At 70.0% G+C, this 15,195-nt stretch carries 17 protein-coding genes; 11 read left to right on the top strand and 6 right to left on the bottom strand.

The window, feature by feature from the left end:
• Positions 1-47 precede the first annotated feature (47 nt).
• Complete coding sequence (locus ADL29_RS30335; protein ID WP_245689696.1) at positions 48-2,159, top strand: PE-PGRS family protein; 2,112 nt, start codon at positions 48-50, stop codon at positions 2,157-2,159.
• Positions 2,160-2,261: 102 nt separating this feature from the next.
• On the opposite strand, the gene ADL29_RS30330 is transcribed toward ADL29_RS30335, so the two are convergent.
• Positions 2,262-2,981 carry a TetR/AcrR family transcriptional regulator gene (locus ADL29_RS30330; RefSeq protein ID WP_053926740.1) on the bottom strand — a complete coding sequence of 240 codons (720 nt, stop codon included), beginning with the start codon at positions 2,979-2,981 and terminating at the stop codon, positions 2,262-2,264.
• Between the two features lie 241 nt (positions 2,982-3,222).
• Between ADL29_RS30330 and speB the strand changes: the two genes are divergently transcribed.
• Both speB and ADL29_RS30320 read left to right on the top strand, forming a co-directional pair.
• Positions 3,223-4,254 (top strand): agmatinase, encoded by a 1,032-nt coding sequence (gene speB, locus ADL29_RS30325; RefSeq protein ID WP_053926739.1) that lies wholly within the window; start codon positions 3,223-3,225, stop codon positions 4,252-4,254.
• 62 nt (positions 4,255-4,316) lie between these two features.
• Entirely contained in the window at positions 4,317-4,592 is a 276-nt protein-coding gene (locus tag ADL29_RS30320; RefSeq protein ID WP_046924232.1) for a hypothetical protein, read from the top strand.
• A gap of 39 nt (positions 4,593-4,631) precedes the next feature.
• Here the strand turns inward: ADL29_RS30320 and ADL29_RS30315 are convergent, their stop codons facing one another.
• A complete protein-coding gene (locus tag ADL29_RS30315) occupies positions 4,632-4,931 on the bottom strand; it encodes a hypothetical protein (RefSeq protein ID WP_053926738.1) in 300 nt (99 codons plus the stop codon).
• A 482-nt stretch (positions 4,932-5,413) separates the two neighbouring features.
• Between ADL29_RS30315 and ADL29_RS30310 the strand changes: the two genes are divergently transcribed.
• Positions 5,414-6,193 (top strand): alpha/beta fold hydrolase, encoded by a 780-nt coding sequence (locus ADL29_RS30310; RefSeq protein ID WP_053926737.1) that lies wholly within the window; start codon positions 5,414-5,416, stop codon positions 6,191-6,193.
• Between the two features lie 539 nt (positions 6,194-6,732).
• Here ADL29_RS30310 and ADL29_RS30305 read toward each other — a convergent pair.
• Positions 6,733-7,425, bottom strand: a complete 693-nt coding sequence (locus ADL29_RS30305) for a hypothetical protein (RefSeq protein ID WP_053926736.1) — start codon at positions 7,423-7,425, stop codon at positions 6,733-6,735.
• Between the two features lie 784 nt (positions 7,426-8,209).
• Here ADL29_RS30305 and ADL29_RS30300 point away from each other — a divergent pair.
• The 5 genes from ADL29_RS30300 to ADL29_RS30280 all read left to right on the top strand — a co-directional run bounded on the left by ADL29_RS30300 (position 8,210) and on the right by ADL29_RS30280 (position 11,568).
• Complete coding sequence (locus ADL29_RS30300; RefSeq protein WP_053926825.1) at positions 8,210-9,019, top strand: class I SAM-dependent methyltransferase; 810 nt, start codon at positions 8,210-8,212, stop codon at positions 9,017-9,019.
• A gap of 79 nt (positions 9,020-9,098) precedes the next feature.
• A complete protein-coding gene (locus ADL29_RS30295) occupies positions 9,099-9,506 on the top strand; it encodes a HEAT repeat domain-containing protein (protein ID WP_245689702.1) in 408 nt (135 codons plus the stop codon).
• Positions 9,507-9,610: 104 nt separating this feature from the next.
• Positions 9,611-10,105 (top strand): GNAT family N-acetyltransferase, encoded by a 495-nt coding sequence (locus ADL29_RS30290; RefSeq protein ID WP_053926735.1) that lies wholly within the window; start codon positions 9,611-9,613, stop codon positions 10,103-10,105.
• A 171-nt stretch (positions 10,106-10,276) separates the two neighbouring features.
• Positions 10,277-11,116 carry an SMI1/KNR4 family protein gene (locus tag ADL29_RS30285; protein WP_053926734.1) on the top strand — a complete coding sequence of 280 codons (840 nt, stop codon included), beginning with the start codon at positions 10,277-10,279 and terminating at the stop codon, positions 11,114-11,116.
• 128 nt (positions 11,117-11,244) lie between these two features.
• A complete protein-coding gene (locus tag ADL29_RS30280; RefSeq protein WP_053926733.1) occupies positions 11,245-11,568 on the top strand; it encodes a hypothetical protein in 324 nt (107 codons plus the stop codon).
• Between the two features lie 130 nt (positions 11,569-11,698).
• On the opposite strand, the gene ADL29_RS30275 is transcribed toward ADL29_RS30280, so the two are convergent.
• The 3 genes from ADL29_RS30275 to ADL29_RS30265 form a co-directional block, all read right to left on the bottom strand.
• On the bottom strand, positions 11,699-12,094 hold the full coding sequence (locus tag ADL29_RS30275) for a hypothetical protein (protein ID WP_053926732.1): 396 nt from the start codon (positions 12,092-12,094) through the stop codon (positions 11,699-11,701).
• Positions 12,095-12,234: 140 nt separating this feature from the next.
• Positions 12,235-12,591, bottom strand: a complete 357-nt coding sequence (locus ADL29_RS30270; RefSeq protein WP_052686946.1) for a DUF6114 domain-containing protein — start codon at positions 12,589-12,591, stop codon at positions 12,235-12,237.
• Positions 12,588-13,235 (bottom strand): DUF6230 family protein, encoded by a 648-nt coding sequence (locus ADL29_RS30265; RefSeq protein ID WP_157878613.1) that lies wholly within the window; start codon positions 13,233-13,235, stop codon positions 12,588-12,590. The genes ADL29_RS30270 and ADL29_RS30265 overlap by 4 nt, the downstream gene beginning before the upstream one ends.
• A gap of 350 nt (positions 13,236-13,585) precedes the next feature.
• Here ADL29_RS30265 and ADL29_RS30260 point away from each other — a divergent pair, with 350 nt between their 5' ends.
• Both ADL29_RS30260 and ADL29_RS30255 read left to right on the top strand, forming a co-directional pair.
• Entirely contained in the window at positions 13,586-14,620 is a 1,035-nt protein-coding gene (locus ADL29_RS30260; protein ID WP_053926730.1) for a polyprenyl synthetase family protein, read from the top strand.
• A gap of 212 nt (positions 14,621-14,832) precedes the next feature.
• Complete coding sequence (locus tag ADL29_RS30255) at positions 14,833-15,126, top strand: hypothetical protein (RefSeq protein WP_157878612.1); 294 nt, start codon at positions 14,833-14,835, stop codon at positions 15,124-15,126.
• Positions 15,127-15,195: the final 69 nt, after the last annotated feature.

Here is a 15,195-nt window from a genome sequence, read left to right as displayed (position 1 = left end):
AGGACTCGGGTCGGCACGCCGACGGCCCGGACGGCAGGATGCACCCCATGACGGATGGTCGGGAGGAGCCGGCGGAGCTGCTGAGGCGTGCCGGGCTGGAAGTCGTGGAGGAACGGGAGACCGGGGCGTTGCCGCCGCCCCGGGTCGCCTGGCGGTCGGTCGCCGCGTATGACGCCGTGCCGACCGTGGCCGTCCGCGACGACCGGCCCGATGCGGTCGCGGAACTGAATGCGCAGTGGCACCGGCTCGCGGTTGCCCACGGGGTGCTGGGCGAGCACGGGGACGGGGACGGGGAGTTCCTCGTCCACGTCGGCGGCTCCCGGGCGGGGACCACGGCATGGACGCGGGTACGGCTCACCGAGCGGTGGGATCTCGCGGGCGTGCTGGGGGCCCGCCCGGGCCGGCCGGAATTCGTCACCCTGTCGCCGAACGGCGCCGCCCTGCTGGGCGCGACCTGCGAGGAGTACGACGTCTGGCTCATCGCCGTGGACCGGTTCGCGGAACACTGGGAGGAAGCCGCCCGGACGGCGGCCCGGGAGACCCCGCAGGAGCGGGAGGCCGCCTGGGAAGCGCTGTCCTGGCGCATCCGTCCGTCGGAGCAGGTGCGGCGGGCGTGGGCGGACGGGCTGGCGCTCAACGGGGCGGCGCCCGAGGACGTCCTGCACAGGCTGCTGGGACGGTCGGCGACTCTTTTCCGGCGGCGCGATCTGCCATCTGCGGTCGTCGATGCCGCCGTCGTGCACCGCGACCGGCGGGTGCGGGGGCGGCTGGCGGAGGCCCAGCCGGACCTGACCGCAGAGCAGTGGGCCGGCCTGCTGCTCGACGAACCGGACCCCGAGCGCCGTTGTGCCCTGGCCGCGCTCGCCGCCGACCGGCGTGCTGAGCTCACCGGGACCGGCTACCGGCGGCTCGCCGGCGACCCCGACCCCCGCGTCCGAGCCGAGGCCGCTCACTTGCCCGGCCTGCCGGTACAGCTGCTGACCACCCTCGCCACCGACCCCGACCCCCGCGTACGGGCGTCCGCATGCCCGTACGCCTGGCCTCACTTGAACGCGCCGACGCGGCGGGAACTGCTCGCCGACCCCGATGACGGTGTCCGTACCGCCGCACTGCTGCGGCATCACGAAGACCACCCGATGCCCCGGTCGGTCTTCGCCACGCTGGGCCCCCGTGTGCAGGCGGCCGCAAGATGCCTGCCGGCCCCGGAACTCGCCGAACACTTCTCACACCACGGCGATCCGGCCCTGCGCCGGGCCCTCGCGAGCAACCCGCATCTCGCCGAGCACCGAGACGAGACCCCGGACACGAACGGTGACCAGACCCCGGACACCGACTGCGACGGGACCCCGGAGGCCCTCGTCCCCGGCCTGCCGGCCGTCCTCGCGGCCCTCGCCGACGACCCGGACGACCAGGTGCGCCTGGCCGTGTCCGTACGGCCCGAACTCACCGAAGAGCAGCGGGCATCGATCCGTACCGCCATCGACCCGCGCCAGGCGCGGCACGTACTGCCCTGGGTGGCCGCCCTCCACGACGATCCGGACGCCATGCGCCGCTGCGCCGCCTCCTCCCATCTGCTGGTGCGCAGCAGCGTCGCCCGCGCCCGGCACCTGCCGCCGGATGTCGTCGCCCGCCTTGCCCACGACGAGGACCACTTCGTACGGCTCTTCCTCGCCGAATCCTGCGACGACGCACCGGCCGACCTGCTTTTGGAGGTCTGGCGCTGGTGGACCGGCAGCTTCAGCCACCCCGGACGGCCCCGCAACCACCGGAACTTCCCGCGCCGGGAGCTCCTTCGCTACGCCGGCGACCCGCTTCCGCGGATGCGGCAACTGGCCCTGGACGACCCGGAATCCACGCCCGCCCTGGTGGAATCCTTCAGCCGGGACGGCGCTGCGGAGGTACGGCTGCGGGCCGCCGTCGACCCCCGGTTGTCGGCCGCCTCGGCGGTGCGGCTGCTCGACGATCCCGATGAACGGGTGCGCCGGGCGGCGGCCGAGCACCCCCAACTGCCCGCCCGGGTCCTGATCCGGCTGCTGCAGAACCCGGAGACCGCACTCCACGCGGCCCGGAACCCGGCGCTCCCGGTGCCGGTCATGCACCGTCTGCTCGACCCGGCCACGGGTGCCGGTGCGGGTGGTGACGCGCTGCTGCCCGGGTAGCCGGTGGATCTCAAGGGGCGGTTCGCCGTACGGCTGCCGCTGCGGTCCCGTACGCCGAACTGCACTGGCGGCGCGGGCCGTTCGTCCGTGCGCCGCGCTCCGTCAGGGCCGTGAGCCGGCGCGTGGTGCGCGGCGGCGGGGGGAGGGCCGGTCCGGTGAGGCGGCCTCGGTCGGGCCTTCGGTGCCGGGGGCCGGTTCGGGCTGTGGGGGGAGGGGCTGGAAGGGGAGTTCGCCGCGGTAGCCGACGGCCAGGGCGAGCTGGCGGCCCGCGAGGCGCCGCGCGTCGGCGAGCGTCAAGGTCCGGTCGCGGGCGATGAGACGGGTGGCGAGGCCGGTGAGCAGGGCGAGTGCGACGGTGGCGATGTCGTCGGGGTGACAGTCGCGGAAGTCGCCCGTTTCGAGCCCGGCCGCGACCGTGGCGGCGAGCGGCTGCATGATGCGGTCGTTGAGTGCGGCCAGGCTGCGGGCGAGTTCGGGGGACCCGGCGGCGCGCATTTCCAGTTCGGACCACAGACGCCATTCCATGACGTCGTCGCTGGTCAGAGGCAGTCCGAAGTCGATCAGATCGGCCAGTCGCTCCGGCGGGGCGGAGCGGTGCTCGCCGCTGGTACGGCGCTCGAGGCGCGCTTCGGCGGCGCCCAGGGAATGGGCGAGGGACGCGGTCAGAAGCTGGGCGCGGGTGGCGAAGTGGTAGTGGACCAGCGCGGTGGAGGCCTCGGCGCGGCGGGCGATGTCGGCGATGCGTACGCCGTCGAAACCGTCGCGGGCGATCAGTTCCAGGGCCGCGCGCAGGATCCGCTCCCGCCCGCCGCTCGCGCTCATGCGGTCCGCCCGTCGGTGGCCCGTCTGTCCGCGTTCTGCCTGTTCGCGCTCTGCCTGTCGGCGTCCCACCGGTCGGTGTCGCTCCCGCTCATGAACCGATCCTGTCACACCCCAGGGATTGAATCCGCCCCGTCCTGACTTTAAAGTCAGCCGCGTCGGCCGCGGCCGGTGATGCCCCCGCCGCCGTGCCGACAGGTGCGCCCCTGCCCCGCGCGCCTCCCCTCCGGCCCCAGGAGATCGCATGCCCCGCTACGGCCCCATGTTCGGTCCCGACGTCACCTTCCTCGGTGTGGACCGCTGCACCCTCGACGAGCCCGACACCTACCGTGACGCGGACGTCGTCATCGTCGGCGCGCCCTTCGACGGCGGTGTCTGCCACCGGCCCGGCACCCGCTTCGGCCCCAGCGCGATCCGGTCCACCGACTACGGGGCGCACGACGGGTCGCGGCCCTCACTGGCGCTGCGCGTCGACGGCCTGCGGGATCTGCGGGTGGTCGACGCGGGCGACGTGGAGATGTTCGCCGGTGACATCGAGGGCAGCATCGCGGCGATCGAGGAGGCGGTGGCCACGATCGCGGCCTGCGGCGCGGTGCCGATCGTCCTCGGCGGCGACCACACCATCGCCCTGCCGGACATTACGGGCGTCGCCCGCCATCACGGCTTCGGCCGGGTCTCGGTCATCCATTTCGATGCGCATGCGGACACCGGTGACATCGAGTTCGGTCATCTGCACGGACACGGCCAGCCCATGCGCCGCCTGATCGAATCCGGTGCGGCGCGCGGCGACCGCTTCCTGCAGATGGGACTGCGCGGATACTGGCCGGGCCCGGAGACCCTGGACTGGATGGCCGACCAGAAGATGCGCTCGTACGAGATGAGCGAAATCGTCTCGCGCGGCCTCGACGCCTGTCTGGAGGAAGCCATGGCCCTGGCGCTCGACGACTGCGACGCCGTGTTCCTCTCGGTCGACGTGGACGTCGTCGACCCGGGGATGGCCCCCGGCACCGGCACGCCCGAACCGGGAGGGCTGACGTCCCGTCAACTGCTCGATGCGGTACGCAGGTTGTGCCTGGAGCTCCCCATCGCGGGGGTCGATGTCGTGGAGGTCTCACCGCCGTACGACCATGCCGACATCACGGCCTACCTCGGCAACCGGATCGTCCTCGAGGCGCTGTCGGGAATGGCTGCGCGCAGACGGGGAGATGTCTGGAACCCCGCCCGCCCCCTGCTGGACGGCCGGGGCACCCGGCCCGGCGCGCCGCGGGCCGGGTGACGGGGAGAGGTGGCCCGGGTGGCGAATTGCGGGCGTCGTGGAAGGCAAGGCACTCTTGCGTCATGTCGTACGTAAGGCTCGAAGCCTGGATCGGCGGGGAGTGGCTGGAGGTGGGCGCCGTGAGCGTCACCGTGAGCGAGGCCGCGCTGACCCTGTCCTTCGACCGTCAGCGCAGCGAGGCGGGCTACCGCGGCCTCATCTGGGAGCCACTGGAGAAATTCCTTGGCGAATACCGTGACGAACCGCTGGTTGTCGTCCCGCTGGGGCGCAATTTGCCGGTGATGTTCGGCCCCGGCGCGGCAGGACCCTTCCGGCTCGCGGAGGTGCCGGACGACTGACCTCCGCCGTCCGACGTACGGCTGGCTGCCTGCCGGTGGCTACTGGAGTCCTGTCTGCGCTTTGCTGAACAGCACGCCCTCGGAGTAGAAGAACACCGCGTTGCTGCTTCCATCGGCGCCGTAGCAGGTCCAGGTGACGGGGTAGCCGGTGTGCTCGGTCTCGTTCTCCTGCTGGCAGGTGTTGGCGTAGCGGAGCAGGATTTTCGCCTTGCTGCCGGCCTTGATCTGGTTGTACTCGGCCAGGGTCAGCGGGTCGTTGGCCAGGGTGCTGCCTTCGTAGGCAGCGGCGACCGCGAAAAGGCCGAGGAGGCAGACACCGGCTATCGCGCTCTTCTTCATGGGTGGGGCTGTCCTTCTACGGGTACGGGGCGGCGGGGTGTGGGGCAGCTCGCCGAACCCTCAACGCCCGGCACCCACCACCCAACGCCCACAGGATATGGCTCGCGTTCCGGCAGAGGCCATTGCCGGGTGTGGGCGGGGACGGTGGGCGGGCAACGAGTGCCGGTCGCACGGGGGTCGGCGCCCGGCGCCACCCCGTGTGCGTCCTCGCTCTCGGCCATCCCGCCGAGCAGGGCCGGCACTTCGGCCGCTCTGTGTCCGGATGCCGCTGTACGGGCCAGGAAGGGTGCCACGTCGGCACTGGCGGCATCCATCGTGGCCCTGGTGCAGCACGCTGCCGTAGAGCTCCGACACCGCCTCCTCCGCGGCGTCCGCGTCGTCTCCGGGGCCCGCACAGGGCCTGCGCGGCACATGGCGGTGCTATGCCGAGGACATCTGGCTACCCTCGTCTCTCCAAGATCTTGACTGCAGGGGAGCAGGCTGTGCGCAACGCCGTCGTGACGTCCGAGGGTGACCGGATCCGCTGGGTCGAGCTGCCTGGCCAGGAACCCTCCCGCGTCTACGTGCACGGTCTGGGCGCCACTTCGCCCGCCTACTTCGCCGAGGCCGCGGTCCACCCGCTGCTGGCGGGCCGTCGTTCGCTGCTGATCGACTTGCTCGGGCACGGCATCAGCGACCGGCCGGCCGGCTTCGACTACACCCTGGAATCGCACGCCGATGCCCTCGCGAAGGCCCTGACCACCGCGGGCGTCACCGGCGCTGAGCTGATCGCACACAGCATGGGCGGCTCGGTGGCCATCGTTCTGGCTGCCCGGCACCCGCATCTGGTCTCCCGCCTGGTCCTGGTCGACGCCAACCTCGACCCCATACCCCGCACCCCCGGATCCGACGGCAGCAGCGGTATCGCCGCGTACTCCGAGCAGGCGTTCCTCTCAGGCGGTTGGGAGGAGGTCCGCGACCGGGTCGGCCCCCACTGGTGGTCCACCATGCGTCTGGCCGGCCTCGAAGCCCTGCACCGCAGCGCGGTCCATCTCACCCGCGGCACTGTCCCCACCATGCGGGAACTCCTGCTGGACCTGAGGATTCCCCGCACCTACCTGCTGCCCGAGACCGACGGTCCACTCCCAGGCGCCGACGCGCTCGCCGAGGCGGGGGTGACCGTGGTTCCGATCCCCGACTGCGGACACAACATCATGCTGGACAACCCGGAAGCATTCGCCCGTGCCACCGCGATCGCACTCACAGACCGGGGCCAGGCATGACGCGTTGGGCAGGAGATGCGCGTACTGGCCGGCCGGTGCGGATCGTCCCGACGCTCGGGGCCGGTGAGGCCTTGCAGCCGTAGGTCAGCGCTTCCCAGACCTCGAGTCACGGGCCGAGCGGCGGCTACGGGCCCTGGCCCTGGCCCCCGATACTGGACTGGTGCCTGGCGCCCTCAACGTCGGGTTCGACAATGTGGTGGCCATGAACCGGACCAGAACTCCGATCCGTTGATCATTGACGCGCCCTAAACCGGCAAACGCGTCAGCATCTTGGCTTCGTCAGCGGGTGATATCTACGACCACACGACCATCACGAGGCCACCAATTCCACGACCGATGCAGCGGAACCGCGCCCCGGCAATCACCACAATCACCGCACGTGCATTCGTTAAACGGTGAAAAAGATCGCACCAGCCCATTACCCCCAGGTCCCAGGTCCCAGGTCCCAGATCCCGGGTCCCAGACCTCAGGTCCCCGATCCCGGAGGCCGCGGCAGCGAACACCCTCGACGGCTGCGCGCGGCCCCATTCCGTCGGGTGTCAGACCGCCGCGTAAGTGCCCCGGCCGGCACGCGTGACGAGCTTGTCCTTCTTCGCCGCACGCTCGAGGGTGTTCCGCACGGATTCGATCTGCCCTGCGGTGGCCTCCCGTCCCAGGGCCGCGTTGATGTCACGGGGACGCATCGGCACGCTGGACTTCCGCAGCACCTCCAGCGCGGCATCCACGAGCCGTTCGGCCCCCTTGGCGTCCGACGGCGCGACGGCGGCTGGTGCCGCGACCTTCTTCCGCGCCTTCGGCTTCGCGGGCGCCTCCTTCTTCGAAACGGCCTTCTTGCCGGCGCGCTTTGCCGCGCTGCCCGACTTGGTGCGCGGAGACGCCGCTGCCCGCGGTTTCGGCACAGCCGGGGCTGCCTTCTCCGGTTCGGCGGCTGCCTTGCCCTGGGCAGGCACCACGGGTTCGACGGCGACCTGGCGGCCTTCGACGTCCGCCGCGTCAAGAGCCGGGGCCTCGGCGGAGGAAGGCGACGCGGTGACCTCGTCGGGCGCTGAGGCCTGTGGGCGACGCTGGGCGGAACCGGTCAGGACACGCAAGTGCTCCAGCGCATGGCGGGTGGAAATAACACGCTGGACTACCTCGTCGAGCTCGCCACGCAACTTCCGTTCCTGTGCCTCGAGTTCCGGCAGCACGCTTTCGAGATTTTCAATGGTCTGATGAAAAACCGAGTCCGTCATGCTCTCCCTGCCCTCACTGCAATGGAATGATTTCCAGTCACCGTACCCACCTCCACAGCCATAAGGTAGGGAACGAGGCCGAGAATGGGGGAGAGACAGCCGGATCAGTGAACCTGTGCCGACTGGCTGATCTTGCCTCCGCCGTGTGAACCGAACAACGTCAGGATGAGCCAGGCGGCCGGTGGCGGGGCGCACTTGATTGCTCGTGTCCAGGGTCCTGACCATGGGTTTCTGCGCTCAGTCCGCACCTGCTCGGCCTGGCCGCGGCCAGGTGCTTTCCGCTGCTCCCACGACGAGCCACCGCTCATGGGCAAGGGGGCTACGGCGCTACAGGGGCTGTCCGCGACAACTTTGGGGCGCAGGTGGCACGCGACAACGAGTACGTTGACGACAGGATGGCCGACGAGGCCCTGCCGCCTGTGAGGCGCTGAGGGCGGGCCGACTGGCGGCTGGGCGGGATCATGCCGGGAACTGGCCGAGGATCACCATGGCGATCAGCGCATCGCCGAGCTGCGGGTCGCGGACGCCGTCCTGACAGGAATCACAGGCGATCGCCATCAGCGACCCCATCACCCCCGCCAAGCCGCCGGCCGCCGGCGCTCCCACAGCCGGAACGAGCCGCAGGAACCAGTCCCCGGCGGTGCGCCGGCCGGTGAGCTGGCTGGGAGCATCGTGGCGCGATGGGGTGCGTTGGCGTCGAGCCTTGCCGCGAGTTGATCTCCGCGGGCGTTGCTCCGGGGAGGGGACGGGGAACGGGAAGGGCAAGGGGGAGGGGAGGATGACTGTGACAGCTTTTGACGAGTCCGAGCGTCGCGCGTGGGCAGGGCAGGCCGAGGCCTATGCGGGTGGGTTCGCCAAGCTCTGCGCGTATCCGGTGCCGCGGCTGCTCGACGCCGCCGGGGTCCGGGAGGGCGGCCGGGTCCTCGATGTGGGGACGGGCACGGGCACCGTGGCTGTGGCTGCGTGTCAACGGGGAGCGAAGGTGACGGCGGTGGATGCCGAACCCGGCATGGTCGCGCTTGCGGCGCAGACAGCGCCGGCAGCTGACGTGCGGCTCGCCGGCCTGCCCGGTCTCCCCTTTGCCGACGATGAGTTCGACGCCGTCGTGGGAAATTTCGTCCTCAACCACGTCGGACGGCCCCGGGCGGCCCTGACGGAGTTGCGCCGGGTGACGCGTCCGGGCGGGTGGACAGCGGTGACCATCTGGGCGGCTCCCGCGGCCGCCGGGCAGGCTCTGCTCGGCCGGGCAGTCCAGGCGGCGGGCGCCACCCGCCCCGCCCGCCTTCCCGCTCTTGCTCCCGAAGACGACTTTCCCCGCACGGAAAAGGGCTTCGCCGCGTTGCTGGGCGACGCCGGCCTGGCGGATGTCTGCTGCGAAACCGTGCTCTGGGAGCACCGGACGACTCCAGGGGAGTGGTGGAGCGGCCCGGCCGCCGGAGTGGCGACAATCGGGCAGATCGTCACAAGTCAGTCTCCTGGGGTCGTCGAGGAGATCAAGGGCCATTTCGATTTGCTGTGCGCGGAGTTCACCGGCTCGGACGGTGCGCTGGTGCTGCCTCACGCGGCGCTTTTGGCGTACGGGCGGGCATCGTGAGGACGAGGCAACCGCCCGGGGTGGGGGATCGGGGTTCGATCTTCTTCGTGGGGCATGAGACTGTCTGGTCGTGCCGGAGATGATGAGTGGGTTGGAGGCGGCCTTGGTCGAGGCGTCGTCTCCTTCGTGGTCGCAACGTGTTCGTGCCGGGCGTGACCTCGCTTCGTTCGCTGATGTTCCTGAGGCTGCGGAGGCGCTGGTGAGGCTGCTGCTGGACGTCGAGGACACTGCGGTGACCCGACAGACGGCGGAGGCCCTGGTCCGGGTGGGGACGGTGGCCGCCATAAGGCTCGTCGCTCTCGCGGTTGCCGAGGCTGACGACAACCGGGCCGACTGGCTGCAGACCGGGGTATATGACGCGATCCTGGGGCCGGACGGTGTGCCGTACGTCGCCGCAGCCTGCGGGAAGCTCGCCCGGGACCCGGATGAAGCTGTCCGTTGCGGTGCCGCAGCTATCTCGGCGTGGGCCGACAACACAAGGTGCTGACCTGCATCGACGTGCCTGTGGGTGGGGGTCTTCCCCCGGGGTCCGGCAGCCGCCGACCGTAATTCGGGTTGCCGTCGGCCCTGTCCGGGAGGCAACCTCCGTGCATGATCGAGTTGCAGGTACTGACTTCGGACGACTGGAGAGTCTGGCGAGACCTTCGGCTCGAGGCTCTTGCGGACGCGCCGTATGCGTTCGGGTCCAGGCTCGCGGACTGGCAAGGGGACGGCGACCGAGAGGAACGGTGGCGGGCTCGTCTCGACATTCCCGGCTCGCGCACTTTCCTCGCCGTACTCGACGGGAAGCCGGTCGGAATGGCCAGCGGCGTACCGGGCTCCCGGAGCGATGCCGTCGAGCTGATCTCGATGTGGGTCAGTGCAGCCGGCCGGGGCCATGGTGTGGGAGACAGCCTGATGCGGGCGGTTGAGCAGTGGGCGCGGCACGTACGAGCCGCCGTCCTGGAGCTCGCCGTCACGCCCGGCAACGAGCACGCGCTCGCCCTCTACCGGCGCAATGGGATGACGGACACCGGACAGGTCGGTGATGTCCTGCCTGATGGGCGGAGGGAACACATCATGGCGAAGGAACTCTCCTCCGACTGAGGCGGCGAGGCCGGCGAGGGGGCGTGGCAGCGCTTCCTGACGGACCTGGACCTCGCCCGGACGGCCGTCGCCGTCAGGCAGCGCCGTTTCCCCGGGCAAGGGCGGCGGTGGGGCGCGCAGCCGAGAGCACGGATCGCTCCGCTGTCGGCGGCGGATGATTGACTCGCCGGCATGGACGACGAAGAGCTTCTGGCCGCCGTGGCCGGGATTTTGTGGCCGGATCTCCGTGAGCTGACCTGTCGCGAACACGGGCAGGTGCCTGGCCATGTCTGCCTTCCCGTCTCCGGTCGTGCCGATCTGGGCAACCTGGTCGAGACGCTTTCCGACCGGTACGGGCAGCCGCTCGCCGACGCCGACCGACTGCCGCCGCTTCCCTTGTCGGGCCCGATCGGCTGGAGGTATGCCTGGCCGTTCAGCAACCGGTGGGTCGCCTTCGGCCAAACCGGCCAGGGCCACGATGCCCGGCCCGCCCTGATGATCGCCCTGCGCGGCACGCCCGTTCCGGAGCAGTTGCCGGCAGAGGCCTCCTGGCTCGAGAGGCTCGTCGCCGTGACCGGCTGGGTGCCGAGGGCGGCGTACGAGGTCGACTGGGCGGCAGTGGAGTCCCGGCTGGGGACGCGCCTGCCGAGCGACTACAAGGCGCTCGTCCGGGCCTTCGGCCACGGCATGTTCGACGGATTCCACTGCGTGTGCATGCCGGACGAGCTGATCAAACGCAGCGAGTTGGAGGCGAGCCTGCCCCAGGCGCGCTGGGAGCCGTATCCGCCGTTCCCGGCCCCGGGAGGGCTGCTGCCCTGGATGGGCAACGAGCACGAGCAGACCTTCCACTGGATCACCGAGGGTCCCGATCCCGACGCGTGGCCCGTCTATGTCACCGGAGCCGACCCGGAGGCAGGGGATCGGTTCGACTGCACGGCCACGGAGTATCTGTTCCGTCACCTCACCGACCCGCAACACCCGATCCCGATGCCGGTGGACTTCCGCGCGCACTGGTTCATGGACTGCGGTTGAGGCCGGGTCCGTGCATCGGCGCGATCAGGAGTGTGGGTCGGCATCTTCGACCCGCCGTGTGATCGGCTCGGTGGCAGGGCCCTCGGAGTCGATCGCTGCCTGATGAGCGCGGTTGGTACGGTCTGGATGTGACTTTGACGGACCTCGGCGAGGGCTTTCGTGACGAGGCTCAGCGGCGGCGCGTCCAGGCAGTGATCCATGATCGGCTTGCGGACGACCGGGAGCAGCAGGAGTGCCGCTACCTCATGCGGTTCTGGTGGCAGCTGAGCATGCCGTACCAGGAGGTGTCGATGGAGCAGCTCCAGAGGAATGTCCGGGCACCGAAGCTGGCTGTGGTCGAAGAGCTGATCAATGCCATCAGGACGTCACATGATGAGGTCGATGCCTGGATCGTCAGCACCCAGCAAGCGTTCCCCGTGATTCAGGACCGCGGGGCTGCTGACGCTGACTGAAGTCGCTGACTCAAGTCGCGGACCGAAGTCTGGGACTGAAGTCTGGGACTGAAGTCTGGGACTGAAGTTGCAGGGCGACTGGCTCATCCTTGCGCAGTGCGACGCGAGGTCCGGCAGCGGCAGCCCGGGTTCACTCGGAGGGAACCGCGCCACGACGTGTGGCCACCGCATCGAAGAGACTCCAACCATCCATCTCTTCGGTCAGAGGATTGTCAGGCTGCCACCCCTTGCCCAGAGCTTCGTCGAGCATGGCCCTGACGGTGCCCGGCTCATGCAGGTTCAAGAATGTGCCGTCGGTGAGGCCGACCGCCCCGGAAGGCATGTACCCCTCCGGCACAATCCTGTTGGGGCCGTTCCGGAAGGCGATGCGGAGACGCCCTCGCGCCTTGAACAGGCGGATGTCGAGCGTTTCGCTGCAGCCTTCGTACCGGCCGTCGCCCAGCGCGCTGTGGGTGTGGCCCACCGACCACATGAAGGTTTCCCCGTCGACCACGAGACGCCGCGGCGTCCTTTCCTTGCGAGCCATTCGCAGATCGTAGCCATAGGTGAGCTTGTCGGTTCAGGAATTGTGGTTGCCGTCGGACAACTCCCCCAGGGGCCTGGCCTCGTTGTGCCACACGACGCCCTGCAACGTCGCCGTCTGTCCGCGTATGGCCGGGCCGGCGGTCACGGCCCGTCGGTCGGTACCCGGATCCAGGCCAGTGCCAGGGAGCCGCCCAGCCCGGCGAGCAGAAAGCCGATCAGATAGCCGCCGAGGTTGGAGAGCAGCAGGCTCAGCAGCCCGCAGATGAGGGTCATGGCTCCGGCGTAGTACCGGCGGGGTGGATCCAGCCACATCGTCAGGCCCGCCACGATCATCAGCGTGGCCAGCAGCCAGCTTGCGGGCGCACCGGCACCGGAGAGGCTCAGGCTGCCTGGTGCCGTGCCGACCACGGCGATCAGTTCGACGCCTGCGGCCACGCTGCACAGGCCGGCAGGGAAGGGGCGGGTGTGCCGCCACCGGCGGAAGCGCTGCCGGATCATCCCGACTCCCGCATCCCCTTGCCTGCTCCGCCGTTCGGCAGCCGGCAGGGAGCGCTGCCCGGGCGGACGTCGAGGCCCACTCCGGTGAGAGCGAACGTCCCCGCGGTGGCCGATCCGGCCCGTAGGGTGATGTTCTTGAGCAAGGCATCCTCGGAGTGGTAGCCGGTGGTGCCCCTCGTCGGGCCGATGACCAGCCTGCGCAGGTTGAGGGTCCCGGAGGCGTGGTAGGCGTCGATGACGAGGTCGGTCGCGTGCACCGTACGGGCGGTCAGCACCATCGTCGTAGGCCCCACGAGGGGGAGGCCGACCGTGACGGACTGGCACAGCCCGGAGACCTCGGCGACCGGCCAGCGAGTGAGGACCGCCGGCCGGCCGGTACCGGTGGAGAGGCCGAGCTGCATGCCGAATCCTTTGGCTTCGAGGCTCTCGACCGTCACGGTGAAGGGCGTTCCGCTGGTGAAGGAGGCCGCCACGGCTCCTTCCGCGACACAGCCGAGGACCACCGCCGCGGCCGCCGTGGTCGCGGCCAGCGCAAGGGCCAGTCTCCGGCGGTTCGTCCGCCCGTAAGGCCCGCCCGACGGATCAGGCACGGGCCCGCCCGGCCCGTCCCCGGATGCCGTGGCGCGGCCCGAGGTCTCCCTCATCACGGCACGCCCACCTCGTCACGCACACCTCGTCACCCCCGCCTCTGCACGGTCGCTGGTCGCGGTCATAGCTCGTCGACACGTCATCTGGAGTGATACCGACTTCTCCAGCCCATGATGCGATATGTCATCCAGAGTGATGAACGTCCGCAGCGAGTGCAGACACATCCGTCAACACCCGCTATTGATCGGGGTGTTCAGGGAATGCGCACAGGGTTCTTGCGCAGGGGTTCGTGCCGGGGTTTCGCGCAGGGAAGACGCGCGGTCGCTTCGTGCGGTGACTTCGTGCGGGGGTTCGCGCGGTGACTTCGTGCAGACATTCCGGGGCCGGGGTGGACGGAGGCACAGGCATGACGGTGATGGCGGACGGCGGCGGCATCGCGGCACGGTTGAGCGTCGATCTGGAGCGGGTGGAGGCGAGGCTGCGGGACCTGGCCCAAGTGGACCGGGCCGACCTGGCGGAAGCGGTCGGCTTCCAGGTCGGCGGCTTCCGTCGACGGCTGCGCCCTCAACTGGCGCTTCTGGCCCACTACATGACCACCGACGACGACACCGTACCCGCGACCGACCGCGCCATCGACGCCTCAACAGCCGTCGAGATGCTGCACGTCGGATCGCTCTACCACGACGATGTGATCGACGGTGCGGCCCAGCGGCACGGCCGGGAAAGCGTCAACGCCCGCTGGGGCGACGGAATGGCCATTCTGTCCGGTGACTACACCATGATCCGCGCCTCCGGCGTGCTCGCCCAGCTCGGCCGACGCGAGGCGCTGCTGCTGGCGGACCTGGGATGTCTGATGGCCGAAGGAATGGTCGCCGAGATGCTGGAACGCTTCGACGTCGACCGCAGCGAAGAGGCCGCCCTGGCCGTCGTCACCAACAAAACCGCGACCCTGATGTCCGGCAGCTGTGCCGTAGGAGTTCTCCAGGGCTGTCGCGACGACGCCTGTATCGACGCCATGCTCGGCTTCGGCCGCCACTTCGGCATCGGCTATCAGCTCCTCGACGACCTCCTCGACCTCACCGCCACCGCCGAACAACTCGGGAAGCCGGTCGGCAACGACATCCGTGAAGGCATCTACACCCTTCCCCTGCTCCGGGCACTGCAGCGCGATCCCGCCCTACGCCCCCTGCTCAGGCCGGAGATCACCGAGGCCGAGATCGCGCAGGTCCTCGAGCGCGTACGAGCCGGGGAGGCCGTCGAAGAGGTGCTGACCCTGGTCGCCCAGCACGTCGACCAGGCCGTCACCCACCTCCGCCAGGCCGACTGCGCCCGCGCCCGTCCCCGTATCGCAGCAGTGATCGAGGACTTCGCCCGCACCATCCTGTCCCGCCAGGCATTGAACCGGCGGCCCCGCGGTTCGTCCCCCTCCCAAGGAGACTGACATCAACATCAGCGCCAAACGCCAAACGCCAAACGCCAAACGCCAGACACCAAACACCAAACACCAACACCCTACCGATCCAAGGGAGTTGAGCGAGTCGGCGGTGCTATCCCAGGCCGATTTCCCCTGAGGCCTCATCGAGCGTAGGAGTGCAAGATCATTTCGCGTACACTTATCAACAAGTAACCGCTCTTTTCGACCAGGGGGACCCTATGCGTCGACGCATTTCCGCTTTCGCCGTCACCGCCGCAATGGCCGGAGGTGTACTGTTCGCGGCCCTGCCCGCACAGGCCGCCACGATCACCGGCTCGCACGCCGCGGTGGCCCGGGCGGGCAGCATCCATGTCAACCTCGACGAGCTGCGCCAGCAGTCCGCCGACCTGAAGGCCAAGGCCAACCGACTGGACCAGGACGGCGAGCACGAGGCGGCGGAGCGTGCCCGCGCCGAGGCGAACGCCATCGACAACCAGATCAAGGCGTACGAAGACGCCGAGAACAACGTCTGATCACTCCGACAGACAGTTGACGCCCGCCCCGACACCATCGGGGCGGGCGTTGTCGTGCGGCCGCCATCT

This window comes from Streptomyces chattanoogensis, from assembly GCF_001294335.1.
GTDB lineage: Bacteria > Actinomycetota > Actinomycetes > Streptomycetales > Streptomycetaceae > Streptomyces > Streptomyces chattanoogensis.
This window is presented reverse-complemented; position numbering and strand designations above follow the sequence as displayed.

Coding starts and splice junctions, on each gene's coding strand:
- ADL29_RS30275 (WP_053926732.1), bottom strand. CDS start 12,094: ATGGCTCGCAAGGAAAGGACGCCGCGGCGTCTCGTGGTCGACGGGGAA.
- ADL29_RS30315 (WP_053926738.1), bottom strand. CDS start 4,931: ATGAAGAAGAGCGCGATAGCCGGTGTCTGCCTCCTCGGCCTTTTCGCG.
- ADL29_RS30330 (WP_053926740.1), bottom strand. CDS start 2,981: ATGAGCGCGAGCGGCGGGCGGGAGCGGATCCTGCGCGCGGCCCTGGAA.
- ADL29_RS30335 (WP_245689696.1), top strand. CDS start 48: ATGACGGATGGTCGGGAGGAGCCGGCGGAGCTGCTGAGGCGTGCCGGG.
- ADL29_RS30265 (WP_157878613.1), bottom strand. CDS start 13,235: ATGAGGGAGACCTCGGGCCGCGCCACGGCATCCGGGGACGGGCCGGGC.
- ADL29_RS30295 (WP_245689702.1), top strand. CDS start 9,099: ATGATGAGTGGGTTGGAGGCGGCCTTGGTCGAGGCGTCGTCTCCTTCG.
- ADL29_RS30260 (WP_053926730.1), top strand. CDS start 13,586: ATGACGGTGATGGCGGACGGCGGCGGCATCGCGGCACGGTTGAGCGTC.
- ADL29_RS30290 (WP_053926735.1), top strand. CDS start 9,611: ATGATCGAGTTGCAGGTACTGACTTCGGACGACTGGAGAGTCTGGCGA.
- ADL29_RS30255 (WP_157878612.1), top strand. CDS start 14,833: ATGCGTCGACGCATTTCCGCTTTCGCCGTCACCGCCGCAATGGCCGGA.
- ADL29_RS30270 (WP_052686946.1), bottom strand. CDS start 12,591: ATGATCCGGCAGCGCTTCCGCCGGTGGCGGCACACCCGCCCCTTCCCT.
- ADL29_RS30285 (WP_053926734.1), top strand. CDS start 10,277: ATGGACGACGAAGAGCTTCTGGCCGCCGTGGCCGGGATTTTGTGGCCG.
- ADL29_RS30305 (WP_053926736.1), bottom strand. CDS start 7,425: ATGACGGACTCGGTTTTTCATCAGACCATTGAAAATCTCGAAAGCGTG.
- ADL29_RS30320 (WP_046924232.1), top strand. CDS start 4,317: ATGTCGTACGTAAGGCTCGAAGCCTGGATCGGCGGGGAGTGGCTGGAG.
- speB (WP_053926739.1), top strand. CDS start 3,223: ATGCCCCGCTACGGCCCCATGTTCGGTCCCGACGTCACCTTCCTCGGT.